At 34.4% G+C, this 17077-nt stretch carries 15 protein-coding genes; 8 read left to right on the plus strand and 7 right to left on the minus strand.

Annotated elements, in window-relative coordinates; all coding sequences use genetic code 11:
- Positions 1–414 precede the first annotated feature (414 nt).
- The 6 genes from DWW86_RS08325 to DWW86_RS08350 form a co-directional block, all read right to left on the minus strand.
- Positions 415–1329 carry a DUF6551 family protein gene (locus DWW86_RS08325; protein ID WP_117592861.1) on the minus strand — a complete coding sequence of 305 codons (915 nt, stop codon included), beginning with the start codon at positions 1327–1329 and terminating at the stop codon, positions 415–417.
- A gap of 2 nt (positions 1330–1331) precedes the next feature.
- Positions 1332–2252, minus strand: coding sequence for a hypothetical protein (locus tag DWW86_RS08330; protein ID WP_117942811.1), 921 nt, complete (start codon positions 2250–2252; stop codon positions 1332–1334).
- Positions 2239–2655, minus strand: a complete 417-nt coding sequence (locus DWW86_RS08335; protein WP_044999283.1) for a hypothetical protein — start codon at positions 2653–2655, stop codon at positions 2239–2241. Before DWW86_RS08335 ends, DWW86_RS08330 begins: the two co-directional genes overlap by 14 nt.
- Positions 2615–3403 (minus strand): integrase, encoded by a 789-nt coding sequence (locus tag DWW86_RS08340; protein WP_117942812.1) that lies wholly within the window; start codon positions 3401–3403, stop codon positions 2615–2617. Before DWW86_RS08340 ends, DWW86_RS08335 begins: the two co-directional genes overlap by 41 nt.
- Entirely contained in the window at positions 3400–5253 is a 1854-nt protein-coding gene (locus tag DWW86_RS08345; RefSeq protein WP_117942813.1) for a recombinase family protein, read from the minus strand. Before DWW86_RS08345 ends, DWW86_RS08340 begins: the two co-directional genes overlap by 4 nt.
- Positions 5254–5382: 129 nt before the next feature.
- The gene (locus DWW86_RS08350) at positions 5383–5772 is read right to left on the minus strand and encodes a helix-turn-helix domain-containing protein (protein ID WP_008374249.1); all 390 of its coding nucleotides are present in this window, start codon (positions 5770–5772) and stop codon (positions 5383–5385) included.
- Between the two features lie 225 nt (positions 5773–5997).
- Between DWW86_RS08350 and DWW86_RS08355 the strand changes: the two genes are divergently transcribed.
- The 4 genes from DWW86_RS08355 (at position 5998) to DWW86_RS08370 (ending at position 10113) form a co-directional block, all read left to right on the plus strand.
- On the plus strand, positions 5998–6213 hold the full coding sequence (locus DWW86_RS08355; RefSeq protein WP_013976761.1) for a hypothetical protein: 216 nt from the start codon (positions 5998–6000) through the stop codon (positions 6211–6213).
- A 124-nt stretch (positions 6214–6337) separates the two neighbouring features.
- Positions 6338–6658, plus strand: coding sequence for a helix-turn-helix domain-containing protein (locus tag DWW86_RS08360; protein ID WP_013976760.1), 321 nt, complete (start codon positions 6338–6340; stop codon positions 6656–6658).
- 57 nt (positions 6659–6715) lie between these two features.
- Positions 6716–7204 carry a chemotaxis protein CheY gene (locus tag DWW86_RS08365; RefSeq protein ID WP_117942814.1) on the plus strand — a complete coding sequence of 163 codons (489 nt, stop codon included), beginning with the start codon at positions 6716–6718 and terminating at the stop codon, positions 7202–7204.
- Positions 7205–7314: 110 nt separating this feature from the next.
- On the plus strand, positions 7315–10113 hold the full coding sequence (locus DWW86_RS08370; protein WP_117592868.1) for a DNA methyltransferase: 2799 nt from the start codon (positions 7315–7317) through the stop codon (positions 10111–10113).
- A 1178-nt stretch (positions 10114–11291) separates the two neighbouring features.
- Here DWW86_RS08370 and DWW86_RS08375 read toward each other — a convergent pair.
- A complete protein-coding gene (locus DWW86_RS08375) occupies positions 11292–12089 on the minus strand; it encodes a helix-turn-helix domain-containing protein (protein ID WP_117649577.1) in 798 nt (265 codons plus the stop codon).
- A 241-nt stretch (positions 12090–12330) separates the two neighbouring features.
- Between DWW86_RS08375 and DWW86_RS08380 the strand changes: the two genes are divergently transcribed.
- Genes DWW86_RS08380 through DWW86_RS08395 form a run of 4 tightly spaced genes read left to right on the plus strand, consistent with a single transcriptional unit; the run spans position 12331 to position 17069 of the window.
- Positions 12331–13434 (plus strand): tyrosine-type recombinase/integrase, encoded by a 1104-nt coding sequence (locus DWW86_RS08380; RefSeq protein WP_117649575.1) that lies wholly within the window; start codon positions 12331–12333, stop codon positions 13432–13434.
- Between the two features lie 18 nt (positions 13435–13452).
- Positions 13453–15183 carry a tyrosine-type recombinase/integrase gene (locus DWW86_RS08385; RefSeq protein WP_117942815.1) on the plus strand — a complete coding sequence of 577 codons (1731 nt, stop codon included), beginning with the start codon at positions 13453–13455 and terminating at the stop codon, positions 15181–15183.
- Entirely contained in the window at positions 15170–16678 is a 1509-nt protein-coding gene (locus DWW86_RS08390) for a tyrosine-type recombinase/integrase (RefSeq protein ID WP_243038051.1), read from the plus strand. The genes DWW86_RS08385 and DWW86_RS08390 overlap by 14 nt, the downstream gene beginning before the upstream one ends.
- Positions 16662–17069, plus strand: a complete 408-nt coding sequence (locus tag DWW86_RS08395; protein WP_117592877.1) for a DUF6262 family protein — start codon at positions 16662–16664, stop codon at positions 17067–17069. Before DWW86_RS08390 ends, DWW86_RS08395 begins: the two co-directional genes overlap by 17 nt.
- Positions 17070–17077 lie beyond the last annotated feature (8 nt).

Genomic DNA, 17077 nt, shown 5'->3' on the forward strand with positions numbered 1-17077 from the left:
GGGAAGGCATAGGAACGATATGAACATTAAGTATAGGTTATTGTGTAAAAGGTTAATAGAGGAAAGGAAGAGAGTAGGTGTCATTCAATATTATAATGTACTGTTCATAATGGAGTTATTGTCAGATAAAGACATATGGTTTTTAGAACAGTGGGTGAACGGTATAAATAACATATGTATGAAGGATATACATAACTGGTGTAGAATGCATTTTGTTAAATATCACACTGTATTTGTTTACAGGAAAGAGTATCCGGTAAAAGCAAATATTTGGAATGGATATTCATATATAAGGTGGCGGATGGAGCGGATGATGAATTTGGAATAAGATAAAATAGTGCTTGCATGAAAGGGAGTCTTAGAGTAGGGTATTCTTTTGAAAGTATGGATAGAACGAAGGCTGAAGGCTCTGCGCTATTCGTTTGGCAGAGCCTGAGTGTTGTCCTGATCCGTAGAAAATAAATCTAACTGACCTTCTGGAGTGGAACTTTGACCGGATTCATCTTCAGTTGATTGTTCTCTTTTTTTGGGTGTTTTATGAGTGTATAATTTCTCAAAAGGAAGTGAATACTTGGATTTTTTATTGTATTCTAGTAAAAGAGCTTCTGCAAACCCTAATGAACCGGCACGACGTTCTCTGGCAGTACGACTGATTTCTCTGACAGAGACACGTCCTACTTTTTCTTTAAATGTGTCATCTTTCATTGTTTCTCCATAAGCATTATCCAGACGGGCAATAGCATTAAGCATATTGGAGCTAAAGGACATAGGCGCGCCTTCCCATGTGGCAACGCAAAGGCGTAAAACACGATCAAGAGTGTGAAAACCATATTTTTCATAGATATTAATTAAAGTGGATACAGCACATATACCTCCGGGGCGAGAGGAAGAAGTAATAGAGAGATCATATGATTCAACAAGGTCACGAATAATAAGTTCTCTATCATTACCAGCTTCAATATTAGCCATGAATATTTCATAAGGTAGTAACGATTTGACATATTTCATCTGATTTGCAAAAATATCTGCTTCTTGAGTGTAAACAAGATCATCATAAACCATGCACCAGACAGGAGTTTCTCTTGATCCAGAGACGAGAGCGACAATTTCTATAGTGTGTTGTCCGTTGAACACATAATTTATCCCATCACGTCTACTTACTTTTACAGGGTTTATCTGATAAAGGTCAAAATTAGCTGCAGCACGCTGAACGTGTTTGATAGAAAGATTACGTTGGTAATCTTGATTTGAACATAAATTTTTAATAGGTATTTGCTCAAAATGCACTTGGGGAACAAACTTTTGTAAATCTTCGGTATTTCCATCCATAATTATATTTCCTCCAATTTTTTCAAAATATTATTTGTGGTTGATATTAGGCACATAAGCTGATATTTAAGCTTATATTTTGCTGTATCAGATGCAATTTTAAAATCTGAAACTTTTAATACTCTTTCGATAGAACTGTTCCATGAGGGAATCGTCAACGTAAGACTTGCAATTTCCGCATCTGGATCAAATTGTGGCAGATTGCGTATAGATGGAATAGAAACGGAAGATTCTTTCTTTAATATTGGTTTGGCGTAATTATTCCACAGTAATTCCCTTTTCATATCATGATAACTGAGATGTTCTATCTTTTCGGCAAGAAGGTAGTTATTTAGACTTAAAAGCTGCTCTTTTGATAATCCTGAAAGTTCAATAATATTAGCTTGGGAAATCCAAAGCTGACCAGAACGAACTCGTTTGACAAGATCCGGAACTTTTTCATCAATTATATCTAGTGCACTACTGTAAGCAGAATATTTGTAAACGGTAGCCATTGCTACATTACATTCTTCGGATATTTTTTTTGCTGCGATGCTTGCACCGGAAATATGAGATATATTCGTAGATGAAAGTTGTCTTGAAACTAAAATTTTTTCAGCATCATATTTTTTCCCAATCAGGTATTTTTTATTGATATTGGTTAAATCCTCTCGTTTAAGTTGGTCAGCACATATCCATGAAATTACATCTTCTTTACTGGAAAAATGGAGTCTTTTTATTCGGAAAGGAATACTGTGTTTACGAAATAATTCATATGCTTCTATACCATTAATGACAATACCATTCCATGTGCAGATGGGGGTGTGATAGGAATGACATAATATCTGTTGCTCAAGTTGTTTATAATCTTTTTCACTGAGATATTGATACAAATTGGTGAATTCTAGTTTTGTTTTTAATGTATATATACTATAATTGCGCATACTCATCTCCCATTATTTCTGATTTGAATTCTGTTTGTGGCAGTTTTGTGATGATGTTATCCATGGAAAATAGAGCTATTTTCTTATCTGGGTAAATATTGCCTTCTAAACGAAAAATGTTAAATTTCTCCCAAGAAAGGTTAAGCTGGGAAAGTGAATATAGTAATTCTCGGCTGTACAATTCATAACTGTTACCATTGATGACAAAATAATCCTTAACTTTATGTGCCAATTTATCCTCTGCACAACTAGCCTTTATACCTATCATTTTTTGATCAGGATTAACAAGAAGTTGAATATATTCTGGGTTACCAATTTGACGGAGTGTATTGCGGTGGATTCGTATACGATTCTTTTTAAAGTCAATACATATTAGTGGATGGGAAGAGTGTTTGTTGTTCATAGGATTTTTCCTCACTTTCTGCTGTTGATGGTTCTTTTGCTTTTTCTATGGATTTATCAGTTGCCTTCTTCTTTTTTTGTATGTCAAATACTGCGTAGCCTTCAAATATATTGACTTGCATTGATTTCTGATGTTCTTCCACTGGAATACCGAATTGATTCTTCCATTCTTCAGGATAAGAAGGTGTCCTAGCAGTGGTTACAGTTCCATTGTCTTTTAGTGTACGAGGAAATATTTCAGGTGAAGTTAAATCGAAAATGAACAGTATTTCATTGCCAGAACGAATTAATTTGCCGAGAATCTTGTACCGATAATTAGGATTCCAATCCATGAGAGATATCACTTTAGCAAAGAAAATTCGACAGGTGATTTGTTTTGGCGAACGCTTTTTTCCAGAGGAACACCAACGAAAAGAGTCTTTTTCTTCTTCTCGACAGGGACGGACAGCCAGTTTTTTTTCAATGGGATTGACTAATATTTGCACATATTCGACATCGGGTAGCTTTTTTATGCAGGCGGTATTTACAGATACCTTGTAGTTATTAAACGTAAACGAAGGTTCGTAAATATGAGCGAAGAATTCGCCACGTACAACTTGATAACCGTCATAGCTGAAAGAATCATCGTCAATGACTTCCATTTGATTTGAGGGGCTGGGTGCGACTGTTATTGGCATAGGTGTGTTGATTTTCATCATATCAGAAGGTTCTGTAGTCATATTCCATTGATTTATAGGTTGCTCGCTCATTGGGTGTCTCCTTTAATTTCTGTAATAATATTCTTTATATTTTGTATAATGGTTTCTTTAGGAGTGGTTTGTAGCTCGGGTTCTTTATAAGGTTTACTTTCTGAAGCAGTTTGCCAGTTTTTGTCCACTGTAAATTCTGTTAATTCTGGCGCTTGAGACTGAGTATAGTAATTATTACCGAAGCTATTCATCCAGTCGGCAGGATAAGCTAACACACTCTTAGAATCAGATATTGTATCAGGCGTGTTGTTATTGGGGGCGGATACGTCGTTGGTACTTGTCGGGATTCGTATTTCTGTATCGTCCATGTTGAAAATAAGGACATTTTCATTGTCTTTTTGGTGAGCAACTCCTAATATTCTATATTTGCATTTTTTGTCCCACTTAAATATCTCGTATAATGTTGGCAAAAATGCAGCACCGGAAATTGGTTTTGGAATAAGTTGACCATCTTTGAGACGTGACCACTGCACTTTATTTTTTGTTTCAGAGGAACATGGTCGAATAGCAAGTAGTTTTGAGCTCGGGTGTATTAGCATTTCGACAAATTTTATGTTTGGAAATTTCCGTATAGCATCTTTGTTAAAAGAGATCTGTTTATATGAAAAAGAAACAGAAATCCGACCAACCGAGGAGAAAAATTGTCCTCTAGCAACTTCATAGTCTCTTAAATCGAAGGAACCGGCGGAAGCAGTAATTGTATCAGGTGCATTCATATTTGCCGGTTTAAGGACGCTTTGAGATGCTTCAAAGTAGTCTCTGGATTTAAATCCAGACCATCTTGGATTAATGCTTATAAATCCACTTAGAGAGCCTTCTTGTATCACATGTAATTCTGGTAAAATCTCTTTATTTCCATATTTCGCATTTGTAATTAATTTTTGAACAGCTATGAAATCATCTCGGGAGATAATAGCTTCATGATGTCCGACTTTTCTGTATTGATTACGGTCTTGATTGTTTTTCCTTGATTTATGGTCAAGATAATTCGGAGTCCATGTTTTTCTCGCCAGAACATCCCCACAATGGCGTTCATTTTGAAGGATTTGTAGTATGGTACTGGATGACCAGACATCATTATTCTTTTTTGTTTTACAACCGAGTTCTGTCAAAGAATCAGCAATTTGTTGAGTACTGCTTCCATTAAGATACATATAAAAAATAAGCTGCACAATTTTAGCTTCATGTGGATTGATTACAAGATCTCCATTTTCGTCTTGGTCATATCCGAGCAGAGGAGGTGTAAGGAATATTCCCCGACGAAAACGCATTTCAATGGAAGAATTCATAATTTCACTTTTGGTATGACTTTCTTCCTGCGCAAGTGTTGACATGAATGACAGAATCATTTCGCTTTTGGGATCAAGAGTATTTAAATGCTCTGTTTCAAAAAATACACCGACGGGTGGACGGAGTGAAGAAAGCTCTCGTACATATCGGATACAGTCAACAACGTTTCTTGCAAATCGGGATACACTTTTTGTTATGATTAAATCAATTTTTCCGCCTTCACAATCTTTAATCATTTTTTTGAATGCATCTCTATGTTGAAGCGAAGTGCCGGAAATGCCTTCGTCGGCATATATTTCTACAAGCATCCAATTCGGATTTTTATTTACTACATCCTGATAATGATTTTTCTGTAATTCATATGAGGATGTTTGGCGTGGATCATCCGTAGATACCCTTGCATATACAGCTACTCGTAGTTTTTTTTCTGTTTTAAAAATATCCTCTGGTGGAAGTGCCGGAATTACTTCCAGTTCTTCTGGATCAATACCTTTGTATCTTTGCCGGATTCTGGCTTTCTGTTCATCAATATTACTGCTTCGTTCTTCACTTTCTTTCATCAATAGCGACATCCTTTATAGTTGATATAACTATCATAGAATTTTTGGATTGAAAAAGACATAAACCATCGGTTAAGTGATTAACGGATGGTTTATGTAGAAATAGATATTTGATTGTTATTGAATGATTTAATAATCATTCGGGTTATCAGCATCGTAATTGTGTTTTGAGGATAGATGCCAATCATTGATTCGTAAAATGTTTTTTATGGCTGAAAGAACCTCGAATATGTAACGTTTTTCAGTGCTGGTACAATCTGCCATTAATAAATCAATGTCAGTTTGATATTCCGTAGGATTGTATAACAAGTTCCCATAGAGTAATTCATCAATAGTAATTTCAAGTGCGTTGCTAATTTTGATTAAAGATTCTAAACTGGGTTTACGCTTGGCATTTTCAATATAGCTTATATAAACAGTAGAAAGATCAGCAATTTCAGCCAGCTCCTCGGCAGATAATCCTCGTTGTTTGCGGGTTTCTCTTATACGTTTGCCAATAAGTGCATAATTTATTTCCATGTCCTCACCTCCTTTCCATCACAACTTGACTTTTTTGTGTTGTAGATAGAAAAAATGGTGAGCTATACAACAGCAATTGGTTGTATAAAGAGAAGTATATCATATGTATATAGCAAAAAGAAGATTGTCGATTGATGGGAGAAAAAGGCGATAAGTTGTAATTGAACAACAGCGAAAAAAGGGTTATCATTTATGTATTAAAAATTATGTCTGGGAGGAAAATACATGGCAGATAAAGAGGAAATCAAAACACTGGAGGAATTAGAGGAAAAAGGAAGAGTACTGCGGGAGTACAAAGAAAAATTCCGGCAGATGTGCCAAGAGAATAAAATGATAAAGGGTTCGACAGTGCTGAAACTATATGATAAAATTGAAGAAATACAAAGAGAATATGAGCATTTAGATAATAAGCTGACATTAATGGAATACAACTTTATATAGTTCTATTTTTTTTGTTTTAATACTACTGTTTCCCTTAGTAAATACTTGTAAGATACATCTCTAATAATTTTGCGGATTTCTAGTTACAATTAAGGTAACTACTATCGGAAAGAGGTGTATTTACTTGCGTACAGAGGATTATATTGCGGACAATATTATAGCTTTATGTAAAAAACGTGATATGAGTAAATATCGGCTGTCACAATTGACTGGTATATCTCAATCTTCGATTGGAAAAATTATTGCTAAAGAAAGTTTACCAACTATGCCTACTGTAGAAAAGATATGTGATGCACTGGGAGTAACAATGGCACAATTCTTTGCCGGAATGGATGTTCCAGTAAGCTTATCAGAATCACAACAAGAGGTTCTGAATATTTGGAATAATCTTGATGAAAAAGAACAGAATGTAGTGATACAAATGCTCCGGGGACTTCAAAAATAAAGGAAACAGTTGTAACGAAAATGTTGACTGTTTCTTTTTTTATGGAGTTGAGAGATTATGGTGATTGAAAAGAAATATTATGATATTGCACAGCATGAATTGGAAGAAATGCAAAGAGAAATTAATGAAGAAAAAGCGCAAATGTCAGAAGAAGAGATGCTAGAGGATAAAAAATGGCATGATGAACAATTGGAAACAATTATTAAAAAGGCAGAAGCTCATATGCGTCGTTTTAAGAAAGTTCCAGATCCTCAAAAAGTAGTGAAATTCACTTTTTTACAAAAAGATGCATTGGAAATTGCACGAAATATGCAGATGAATATAAAAACTGAGCGTAAAGAAGATGATTTATGGGGGACGATAGAAATGTCATTTAATAATATGTGGTTTTTAGATTCGGCTCCTAGTGAATGGAAAGATATTTGGAATAACTTGCTGAAAGAAGCTCAGAGAGTGTATATAGAAGCAAAAGATAACATGATCATGTATCAATATTATTATGATTTGGCGGTAGAAGTTCCTTGTGTGCAGACACAATACAAATAATGATATATGAATGCTGTTCTGTAATAATTTTATGATATACTGTGGATATGATATGTAAAAATAGTCGGAGAAAGATTTGTGAATGCACGATTATTTAGGAGGAAAAAAGCATGACAGATGCAGAACAAAGAGAGGCTGCCCGTCAATTTGTAAACCGATGGATGGGAAAAGGGAAAGAAGATGAAGATGGACGTTCTTATTGGATTGATTTATTGACGAATGTTTTGGGAATGGATAATGTGACAGAACGTTTGAACTTTGAAAAGAAAGTTGTAATTGATGGAAATACAAAACGTATTGATGTGTATATTCCTGAAACACGAGTAATTATTGAACAGAAGAGTCTTGGAAAAGCATTGGATCAGAAAATCAGGAATTCAGGAGATGTTGATCTTACTCCATTTGAACAGGCAGACAGATATAATGGAAAGCTGACTTTTGATGAAAGAGCTCGGTGGATTGTTACGTCAAATTTTGCTGAAATTTGGATTTATGATATGAACCAGAAACAGCCAGAACCGACAAAGATTGCTTTAGATGAATTACAAAGCAAATATCCATTGTTGGACTTCTTGGTGAAAAAGGAAGTAAAGACAATATCGCATGAAATGGAAGTATCAATAAAAGCAGGAGGTATTGTTGGGCTTATTTATGATGCGTTTTTAAAACAATATCGTATACCAGATATTAAGGAAAAGGATGAAACACTTGAGCAGAGAGAAAAAAGAGAGCATAAACTAAAGAGCCTGAATGCTTTATGTGTGCGAATTGTTTTTTGCTTGTATGCAGAAGATGCTGGTATTTTTGGAAAGAGAAATATGTTCCATGATTATTTGGAAACATATGAAGTAAAGGATTGCCGGAGAGCTATAATAGAATTATTTAAGATATTGGATACACCTGTATCAGAGCGAGACGAGTATTTAGAGGAAGAACTTGCTCAGTTCCCGTATGTAAATGGTGGGTTATTTGCTGATGAAACTATTGAGATACCACCTTTTACAGAGAAAATTAAAGAATTACTTCTTACAAAAGCGTCAGAAGATTTTGACTGGAGTGATATTTCTCCAACTATATTTGGAGCGGTATTTGAATCTACATTAAATCCTGAGACCAGACGTTCAGGAGGAATGCATTATACATCTATTGAAAATATTCATAAAGTTATTAGTCCTCTTTTTTTGGAAGATTTGCAGAAGGAATTTGATAGTATTAGAGCAATTCAAGTGAAGCGTACCAGAGATAAAAAATTGGAAGAATTCCAAAATAAATTGGCATCACTTACATTTTTTGATCCTGCGTGTGGTTCCGGAAATTTCCTTACAGAAACATACCTGTCGCTTCGTCGTTTGGAGAATGAGGTGATAAAGGAAAAAGTTGGCGGACAAATGACATTGGTAGAGGTAAATAATCCAATTAGAGTTTCTATTCAGCAATTTTATGGAATAGAGATTAACGATTTTGCAGTTACAGTTGCGAAAACGGCTTTATGGATTGCAGAATCTCAAATGTTGGAAGAAACGAAAAATATTGTGTATGGATTTAATGACGATTTTCTTCCTTTAAAGACATATGTAAATATTACAGAAGGAAATGCATTAAGAATTGATTGGAATGATGTAATTCCTGCAGAAAAATTATCGTTTATAATGGGAAATCCGCCATTTGTAGGAGCACGTTGGATGGCGTCGGAGCAGAAGGAAGATGTTGAGAAGATATTTGAAGGATGGAAGAGTATAGGAAATCTTGATTATGTTAGTTGCTGGTATAAAAAAGCGGCTGACTATATGGGAAATTATAATATCAGAGCAGCATTGGTATCAACTAATTCAATTACACAGGGAGAAAGTGTTTCGATTCTCTGGAAACCGCTTTTTGAATCAGGTGTACACATTGATTTTGCATACAGAACATTTATATGGGATAGTGAAGCGTCAATAAAAGCGCATGTTCATTGTGTAATTGTTGGCTTTAGCAGAGCTGTAAATAATAAGCAGAAAATAATTTATTCAGGTGAGAACGCAATTCCGGCGAATAATATTAATGGATATTTGCTTGATGCAGAAAATATATTCATTGAAAAAAGAATGAAACCATTGTGTAATGTTCCTGAAATAGCATTAGGTGGGCAAGCAATTGATGGTGGATTTTTAATATTGACGGAAGAGGAAAAGGAAGAGTTTTTGGAAAAAGAACCACAGGCTTCTCCGTTTTTTAGACATTATATGATGGGAAAAGATTTTATTGATCGAAAGCCGAGATATTGTATTTGGCTTGTTGGAGCTGATCCTGGATTATTAAAAAAATGTCCGATGATATTAGAACGAGTGAATAAAGTACGTGAATTTAGACTTAGTAGTACAAGAGCGAACACAAAAAAAGCGGCTGAGAATCCAACTTTATTTGCATCAATACTTGAACATAAAAATCAATATATTGCGATTCCCAAAGTTTCTTCTCAGAATCGTAGATATATTCCAATGGATTATTTAGATGGTGAAATTATTCCGGGAGACAAATTATTCACTATGCCCAATGCATCATTTTATGAATTTGGTGTATTGATGTCGAATGTTCACATGGCATGGATGCGAGCAGTGTGTGGAAGATTAAAAAGTGATTATAGTTATTCAAACACAATAGTGTATAACAATTTTCCGTGGCCTGTAGTAACGGAGAAGAATCGGGAACAAATTGAAAAATCGGCACAGGAAATTTTGAAAGCAAGAACATTATATCCTAGTAGTAATCTTGCGGCTTTATATGATCCTTTAACAATGCCAGCCGAGTTACGACGAGCACATACTGCAAATGATAAAGCTGTTATGGCTGCGTATGGCTTTAGTACAAAAATGACGGAAGCAGATTGTGTGGGAGAGTTGATGAAATTATACCAGAAAATGCAATGATAAAAGTTTATAGAGCTGTTTTTTGCTCAAAGTAAAATATTTGAAAACATAGAATATTCCAAATCCATAAAAGATGAATGAAAACCAATATGGGAATTTTACATGTGTTACAAAATTTGTAAAATTTTCATATTGGTTTTTTTGTAATCTGTAAAAATTATAAATTTGGATATCGAGTAAGGTTTCGGATTTTTGATTTTTATGTATTTTTCAATTTTGGATATGGCTCCGAAATTGGCAATTTTGCGGAAGTGTATCCACACTTCCTGTCCTTGCTATTTTATAATCACATGGTGATTTCACAGGGATATAGGGCTGTTTAGCCTATTTTTTCTCCCTGTGCTGTGACCGAAGAAATTCGAGGAACCAATCATATATTTATGCTGAATGTGAGGAACTAGGGAGCACAATCCTTAGCAAGATTCCAACATCCGGAAAATGCCATAATGCTAAAATAGCGATATGGTATTACCGGGGTGGATCTTGCTCTAATGTGTACAGTAATCTCGGCATAAATAGAAAGAATGGGTTTGGGGAATCCCCAGCAAGATATAAACCTGATGAAAGAATATTTGTCGGAAAGACAATATTGTTAAACACAGGTGGATCTTGCTCTGGGGTAATTGAGAAACTTATGAGAAACAGAGATTCCACATATATTCTATTTACAAGGTATTTTATTTCAACGATGAAAGAAGTATTTTTATATCATCAAAATGCTATTGGGAGTTTATGCTGTTGGAAAGGCGTTGGCAGGAAAACAACTTCTAGTTGTCGGTGCAAATATAATGAATAGAAGTGTCCATTATATTTTTGGTGATAGGTATTTTTGTGGAATGCCTTTTATTTTTTTTGAATAATAAAATTTTAAATCTGTAGTCGATAGAAGCAGATGGTTAAAAAAAGCTTTTGATAACCATGAGTGTAAAAACAGAAAGCTGCGAAAATTTATTATGAGCTAATAGCAAAATTTGATATTTTGTGATATTGAGGGTATGGAGAATCGTAATCTCTATCAAGTTTGTCAGAGAATCATAATCCAGAAAAGGGATTTTGAGTTACTCTAGGCGATACTTGCTTTAGAAAATGATTAGCCATAATGAGTTGGAACGTGGGAGGAGGAAGTGTTAAAAAAAGAGAGAGCCATAAGTAACTCTCTCTGTGATAAAATCAAAAAGTTATAGTATCAGTGATTCGGTAAGATTACAAAAATCCTTAACAGGAATATTTTCTTTAAGTGGTAAAGCTGTCTCTAAAAAGGTTTCGTCTGCAAATCTTTCGAGTTCAGAATCAAAATGTATAATTGAAGCATTTGTATTTAATTGATATGGCGGAATTGTAACAAAATAATCATAATCTTCGTAAGAAGGAGTGGCGCAAGAAACTTTGATTTTTCCGCCCAATTTCAATTTTGCAAATTCTCCATAAATGGCAGTTAAGGCTTTTTTTCTTTCTTCATCAGAAGTAATTCTATCTACATATCTAATATACCAATAATCTATATTTCCCTCTTTTAATTCAATTAAATAATCGTATGATCTGGGTGTTCCGGATTTTATTGTCCATTCAACTTTATGCAGACTTGTCATCATGGAAAGTCCACGCATTAAGGTAGAAAAAAATTTTTCATGCACCTGAACAGTAGAGAGATCCAGAGAAAATCCATTGTCTGCAATTATCTTTTTTCGTTCCCGTATTTTCTTAGAAGAATATCCCGTTGCATCATATAACTCTTGGATAAGTTCTGGATCATCAATGGCTTTTGCAATTTTATCAATAGTGCTTTTATATGGTCTTCCAGATCGGGCACCGTTGAGCATTCGTGAAATGGTTGCATTATTTAAGCCTGTTTGTTCAGATAATTCTTTTTGTGTTTTTTTCTGTAAAATGATTTGAAGTATATTGATGAATCTTTCCTGATCGTAAACGCTGTCAGGATTTATTAGTGTGCCTGAATTTGATATAAATTCGTTCATGCAAATCTCCTCTTGACTTCTTTGACTTTATATAAATTGACTTCTTGTATTTTATCTTATCAATTATATCCCTAAAAATCAATTTAAAACATAAAGAAATCAAAAAATGCTTTATTGATATTCTTGTAAAAGTCAAAGAAATCAAAAACGTAATTGACATTTTGACTTCTTTGTGTATAATGTAGAATTAAGAAGTCAAAGAAGTCAAACAAATCAAAACGAAAGGAAGGAGGGCTGTGGATTGAAATATAGGGTTGTTTCGATTTTGAAAGATAATAGACCACGTTTTTTGATTATTTCTGATATTGAAGAAATTGAAATTCTTCCATCAAAGTATTTGAAGCATCTGGATCAGATTAATGCTTCTCCGAATACTGTAAAATCCGCAGCCTTCGCACTTTCATATTATTACAATTATCTGCAGGAGCAAACGATAGGATTGGATGAGATTACATTGCTATCCTATTCAGAGCAGAATAAACATTTTATTGATTTCTTGTATTGGGTTAAGAGTGGAAAGCATACTGAGCATAATACACAAACGAGCAATAAGACCTGCAATATGTATCTTGGTGCAGTTTTCAGATACTACCAGTTTTTGGCACTGGAAGATGTTTTGCCAATGCTTAAAGTCTTACGAGTAAAAAAAGTATCGTATTTTGACAGTATGGGAGTAAATCATCAAAATGCAGTGAATTCGTTTAAAGGTTTCTTCAAAGAAGAAGAACCTAATCTGGAAGAAATAACATCCGAAGAAATACAGGAGCTGATAAATGCCTGTACGAATGATAGAGATCGATTGCTGATAGCAATGATGGCAGAAACCGGTCTTAGATTAGGGGAAATTTTGGGAATCCATTATACCGAAGATATTGATTTTGAAAGAAGGACGGTTCGGGTAAGGTATCGTGAATCCAATACCAACTTGGCAAGAGCAAAAAATGCAGAATATAGAATGGCTTTGTTAAGTAATACAACTTTTGAGTTCTTGGTTAAGTACATTTCTGATAATCGAAAAAGTCTGATGAACTCGGAGTATCTATTTACAAAATTGACTGGAAAAAACAAAGGAGAGCCATTAGATGCGGATTCTGTGTATAGCATGTTGAAAAGACTATCCAAAAAAACGGATATCAATTCCCATCCGCATCAGCTCCGACACTATTTTGCGGAGGAAAGAAGAAAAGAAGGATGGGATTTGAATGACATTCGTTTTGCCCTGGGGCATAAGAAAGTTGAAACTACCATTAAATACTTGGGTGAAAATAATGAACGATTGATAGAAGCAACAGATCAATACTACTCAAATAATGAAGATTTATACCAAATTGCAGATTTTCTGTAAAAGGAAGGAGGGATTACCTTGGCAGTATTAAAAATTGTTCCGAAGTTATATCAGGAAAAAATATCTGAGAAATTAAAGGAAGAAATATCTTTAGTTACGAATGGAGAAGCAAAATACTATAACCGGTTATATAAATTTTTTCAGTATACAGATATACAGTGTACTGCAGATATTAACTATGAAACGAGAAAAATGTATATGGAGTCTCTTGAAAAAGAGGATATTTCAGAAAAATATAAAGTGGAATTAATGAGCTTATTTGATCGTTTAAAAATAGAAAATATGCCGGATGTCTATTCACAAGGAAATCCTTTCTCTGTAGAACAGGAGTTTTTTAAGCAAGACAAATTGTTTTTGCTGTATGTCCCCAATAAGAAGAAAGCACAATCTTTCCGTCAGGTGGTCGATAAGAATGATTTGTTATGGGACTTAACGAGGATACATTCATCACAGTTGGTGCGACAGACAAAAATATTGCTGTGTGAAATTCTGAATATGGATAAGGTACAAAGACATCGAAGATATTTTTTAGAACCATTAAAAGCACTTGTACGGTTTTGCGATAAGTACGGAATAGATGATATTGAAGAAATGGAACAGGCAGATGAAAACAGATTTTATCTGTATTTAAACAAGGAGTCAGAAATTATAAAAAAACAGGCTTCTAAGATTGTTGAGTTTGCGAGAAGAACGTTATTTCTAACAGATTCAGAGATAAATTGGCAAGCATGTATCTGGTATATGGATAGGTTTCAGTTTGATAAATCAAGAATCAATGCCAGTTCACCTGTTAAAAGCCTTTCATTTATTAATATTTACGAAAAAGAAAATCGTTGGTATTTACAATTATACGCAAAATATTTAGTTGGGATATCTGATCTGTCTTTATCAAATATCCGAATTACAATAAGTTTTATTTCACAATTTTTAAAATATCTGGATGGACAGAGTAAGAAAGTAACTGAACTGGAGATACAAGATATAGCGGATTATGTATCTATTTTGGATGTGTCCGATATTAAATATTCCACGTTTAACCGATATATAACTCATATACATACATTTCTACAGTTTTTGAAAATGAAAAATATTGAAGTGTTGAAGTTTTATCCGGAACGATTTTTTAAAAAAGGTTTTCCAGAACACAACGAAAGAAGTGTTCCAGAAAAAACAATTGCTCATCTGATTAAGGAGTTGCCGGCATTCCCAGAGCATTTACAGTTGATGTATTTGATTTTGTTTTGCACAGGAATTAGGAAAAGCGAGGTTTGTACAATAAAATCGGGAGCCTTTTATTCACAAGGCAATGAGAATTGGATGCGCATATATCAAAGCAAAATGCGGAGGGAAAAAGTCATTCCTGTTCCGAGTTTATTGGTTGGACTGGTGAACGATTATGAAAAAAAGTACGGAATAAAAAATGGGGAGTATTTATTCAAAAATAAAAAAGGTGGTGCATTTAATGGACAGACATTTTCAAATCAGATGATTCGGGAGTGTAAGGCTCGTGGGATTGCCTGTGGAGATTATATCTTTAGAGCACACGATTACAGACATAACCTTGCAACTTCAATGTACGGAAATGGAGTTTCTATACAAGGGGTACGAGATTATCTGGGACATTCAAGTGAGAATATGACAAAACAGTACATTGATTTCATGCCGGAACGTATTGTATCGGCTGAAGATAAATATTTTTCAAGAAATCAGTCATTTAAATTGAAAGGAGTAGAAGATGATGAAAGGTAATATTAATTTGATTTCTTATGACTGTTATCAACAAGCTACAGAAAAACAGTTGGCTGGGCTGAAATGGAAGGAAAACAGGGTGTACTACATATCAGAGATTCGTAATGAAAAGATACAGGATGAGATTTATGGGTATATCGATGATAGATGCAGACGTTTATCATTATCAACAGCCGTAAATGATATTTACAGATTTGATCTGTTGAAAGAATTTCTGAATGAGAAGTGTACAAGCTGTAGCAGCATTACTGATAAAAAATGGGAAGAACTGGAGAGAAGCTATAAAGCATTTTTATATAAAAAAGGATTGGCGCTGTACGTTAGAAGAAATAGACCGGATAGGCGGAATGTTGAGCAACAAAATAGCGCTCAGGTTTCTTTTCTGAAAATGTATTATGAGTATGTTGTGAAGTGTAAAACAGCAGATATTCCAGAAAATGAAAAAGATGTATGGGATATGAGAAAGCTGGATATTGTGCCAAGGAGTAATCCGATTCGTGGAAGATATAGATTAGATTTTCGTGAGATTAGGCAGAGAGAATTTAAAGAGATAATAAAGAGAATATTGTATAGCCACTGCCAGACAAAAGCAATGGGTAGTATAAAAGGCGAATTGTGTGGATTCCGTCGGTTTGCTAGATTTATGTATGATCGGTTTCCAGAAGTAAAGCATTTTACAGAAATTAGCAGGGATATGATAGAAGATTATCTGGTTTATATAAAAACGGATACCGGTCTTACATCAGTCAGTTACACAACAGAACTGTCGGTTTTGGATAATCTGCTGGATGAAATTGGGCGGGAACTGGAAATAGAAAATTTATGCAATCTTTTTCTGTCCAGTGATTGCAGAGCATATGACAACGCTTTGCCAGAAGCGTATTCAGATGCAGAAATCAGGAGATTTAATAGTGCATTAACAAAATTAAAGCCCCAGTTAGGAAGATGTCTAATAATACATCAGATGCTCGGTACAAGAATAGAGGATACGTTGACTTTGCGAAGGGATTGCTTATCTGAGAAATCTGGGCATTATTTTATAACTATTCTCCAGCATAAAACAAGGAAATACAAAAGACCAGTCAGCGATCAGCTGGCAGAAGTGATTAGAAAAGCAATAGAAGTTTCAGAAAAGGACCATCCAGATTCAGAATTTATTTTTCTGCAAGATAATGGGAAATTATATACAGATTCAATGCTGAAATATCATGTAAATATCATGATTTATGAAAATGATATCAGGGATGATAATGGAAATTATTTTGAGTTTCGTACACATCGTTTTAGACACACTTTTGGAGTAAAACTTACAGAAATGAAATTAGATGATGATAGCATTGCAAGGCTGTTGGGGCATAAGGATACACGAACCATACCACATTATCGGCGGTTAAGAAACGAAGCATTAGCGGAGGATACAAAGGCTGTACGAGATGAAATGAATGAATTATTAGCACAATACAGGAGGGAAAAGGAAAATGCAGAAACACGATAAAATGGTAGCACTGGCAAAAGAAAAAAGTGCGGAAATGACGGAAACAGCAATAACAGCTATTGAAACAATGTATAGAAAAAATATAAAAATTTCAGTTGCTGAACTTACAAAATTAACAGGACTTTCCAGAGGTTTTTTCTATAATAATCCGAATGTGAAACAGGTCATGATGGAATTGAAGGAAAAACAACAGGGAATGATATTGCGAAATCCTAAAAGCGATGCTATTGCAAAAGCACAGGAAGCACGGATTAAGAGTTTAGAACAGAAATTATCCGATAGTGTTCCGAAAAACGAATATGAGAATCTACAGAAAAAATATGAAGAATTACAAGTGAAATATAGTCAAATGAAAAAGGGAACACTGTTGAAGATGTACGACCAATTATAGGAAGAAAA

This window comes from Ruminococcus sp. AF17-22AC (genome assembly GCF_003460065.1).
Lineage (GTDB): Bacteria > Bacillota > Clostridia > Lachnospirales > Lachnospiraceae > Blautia_A.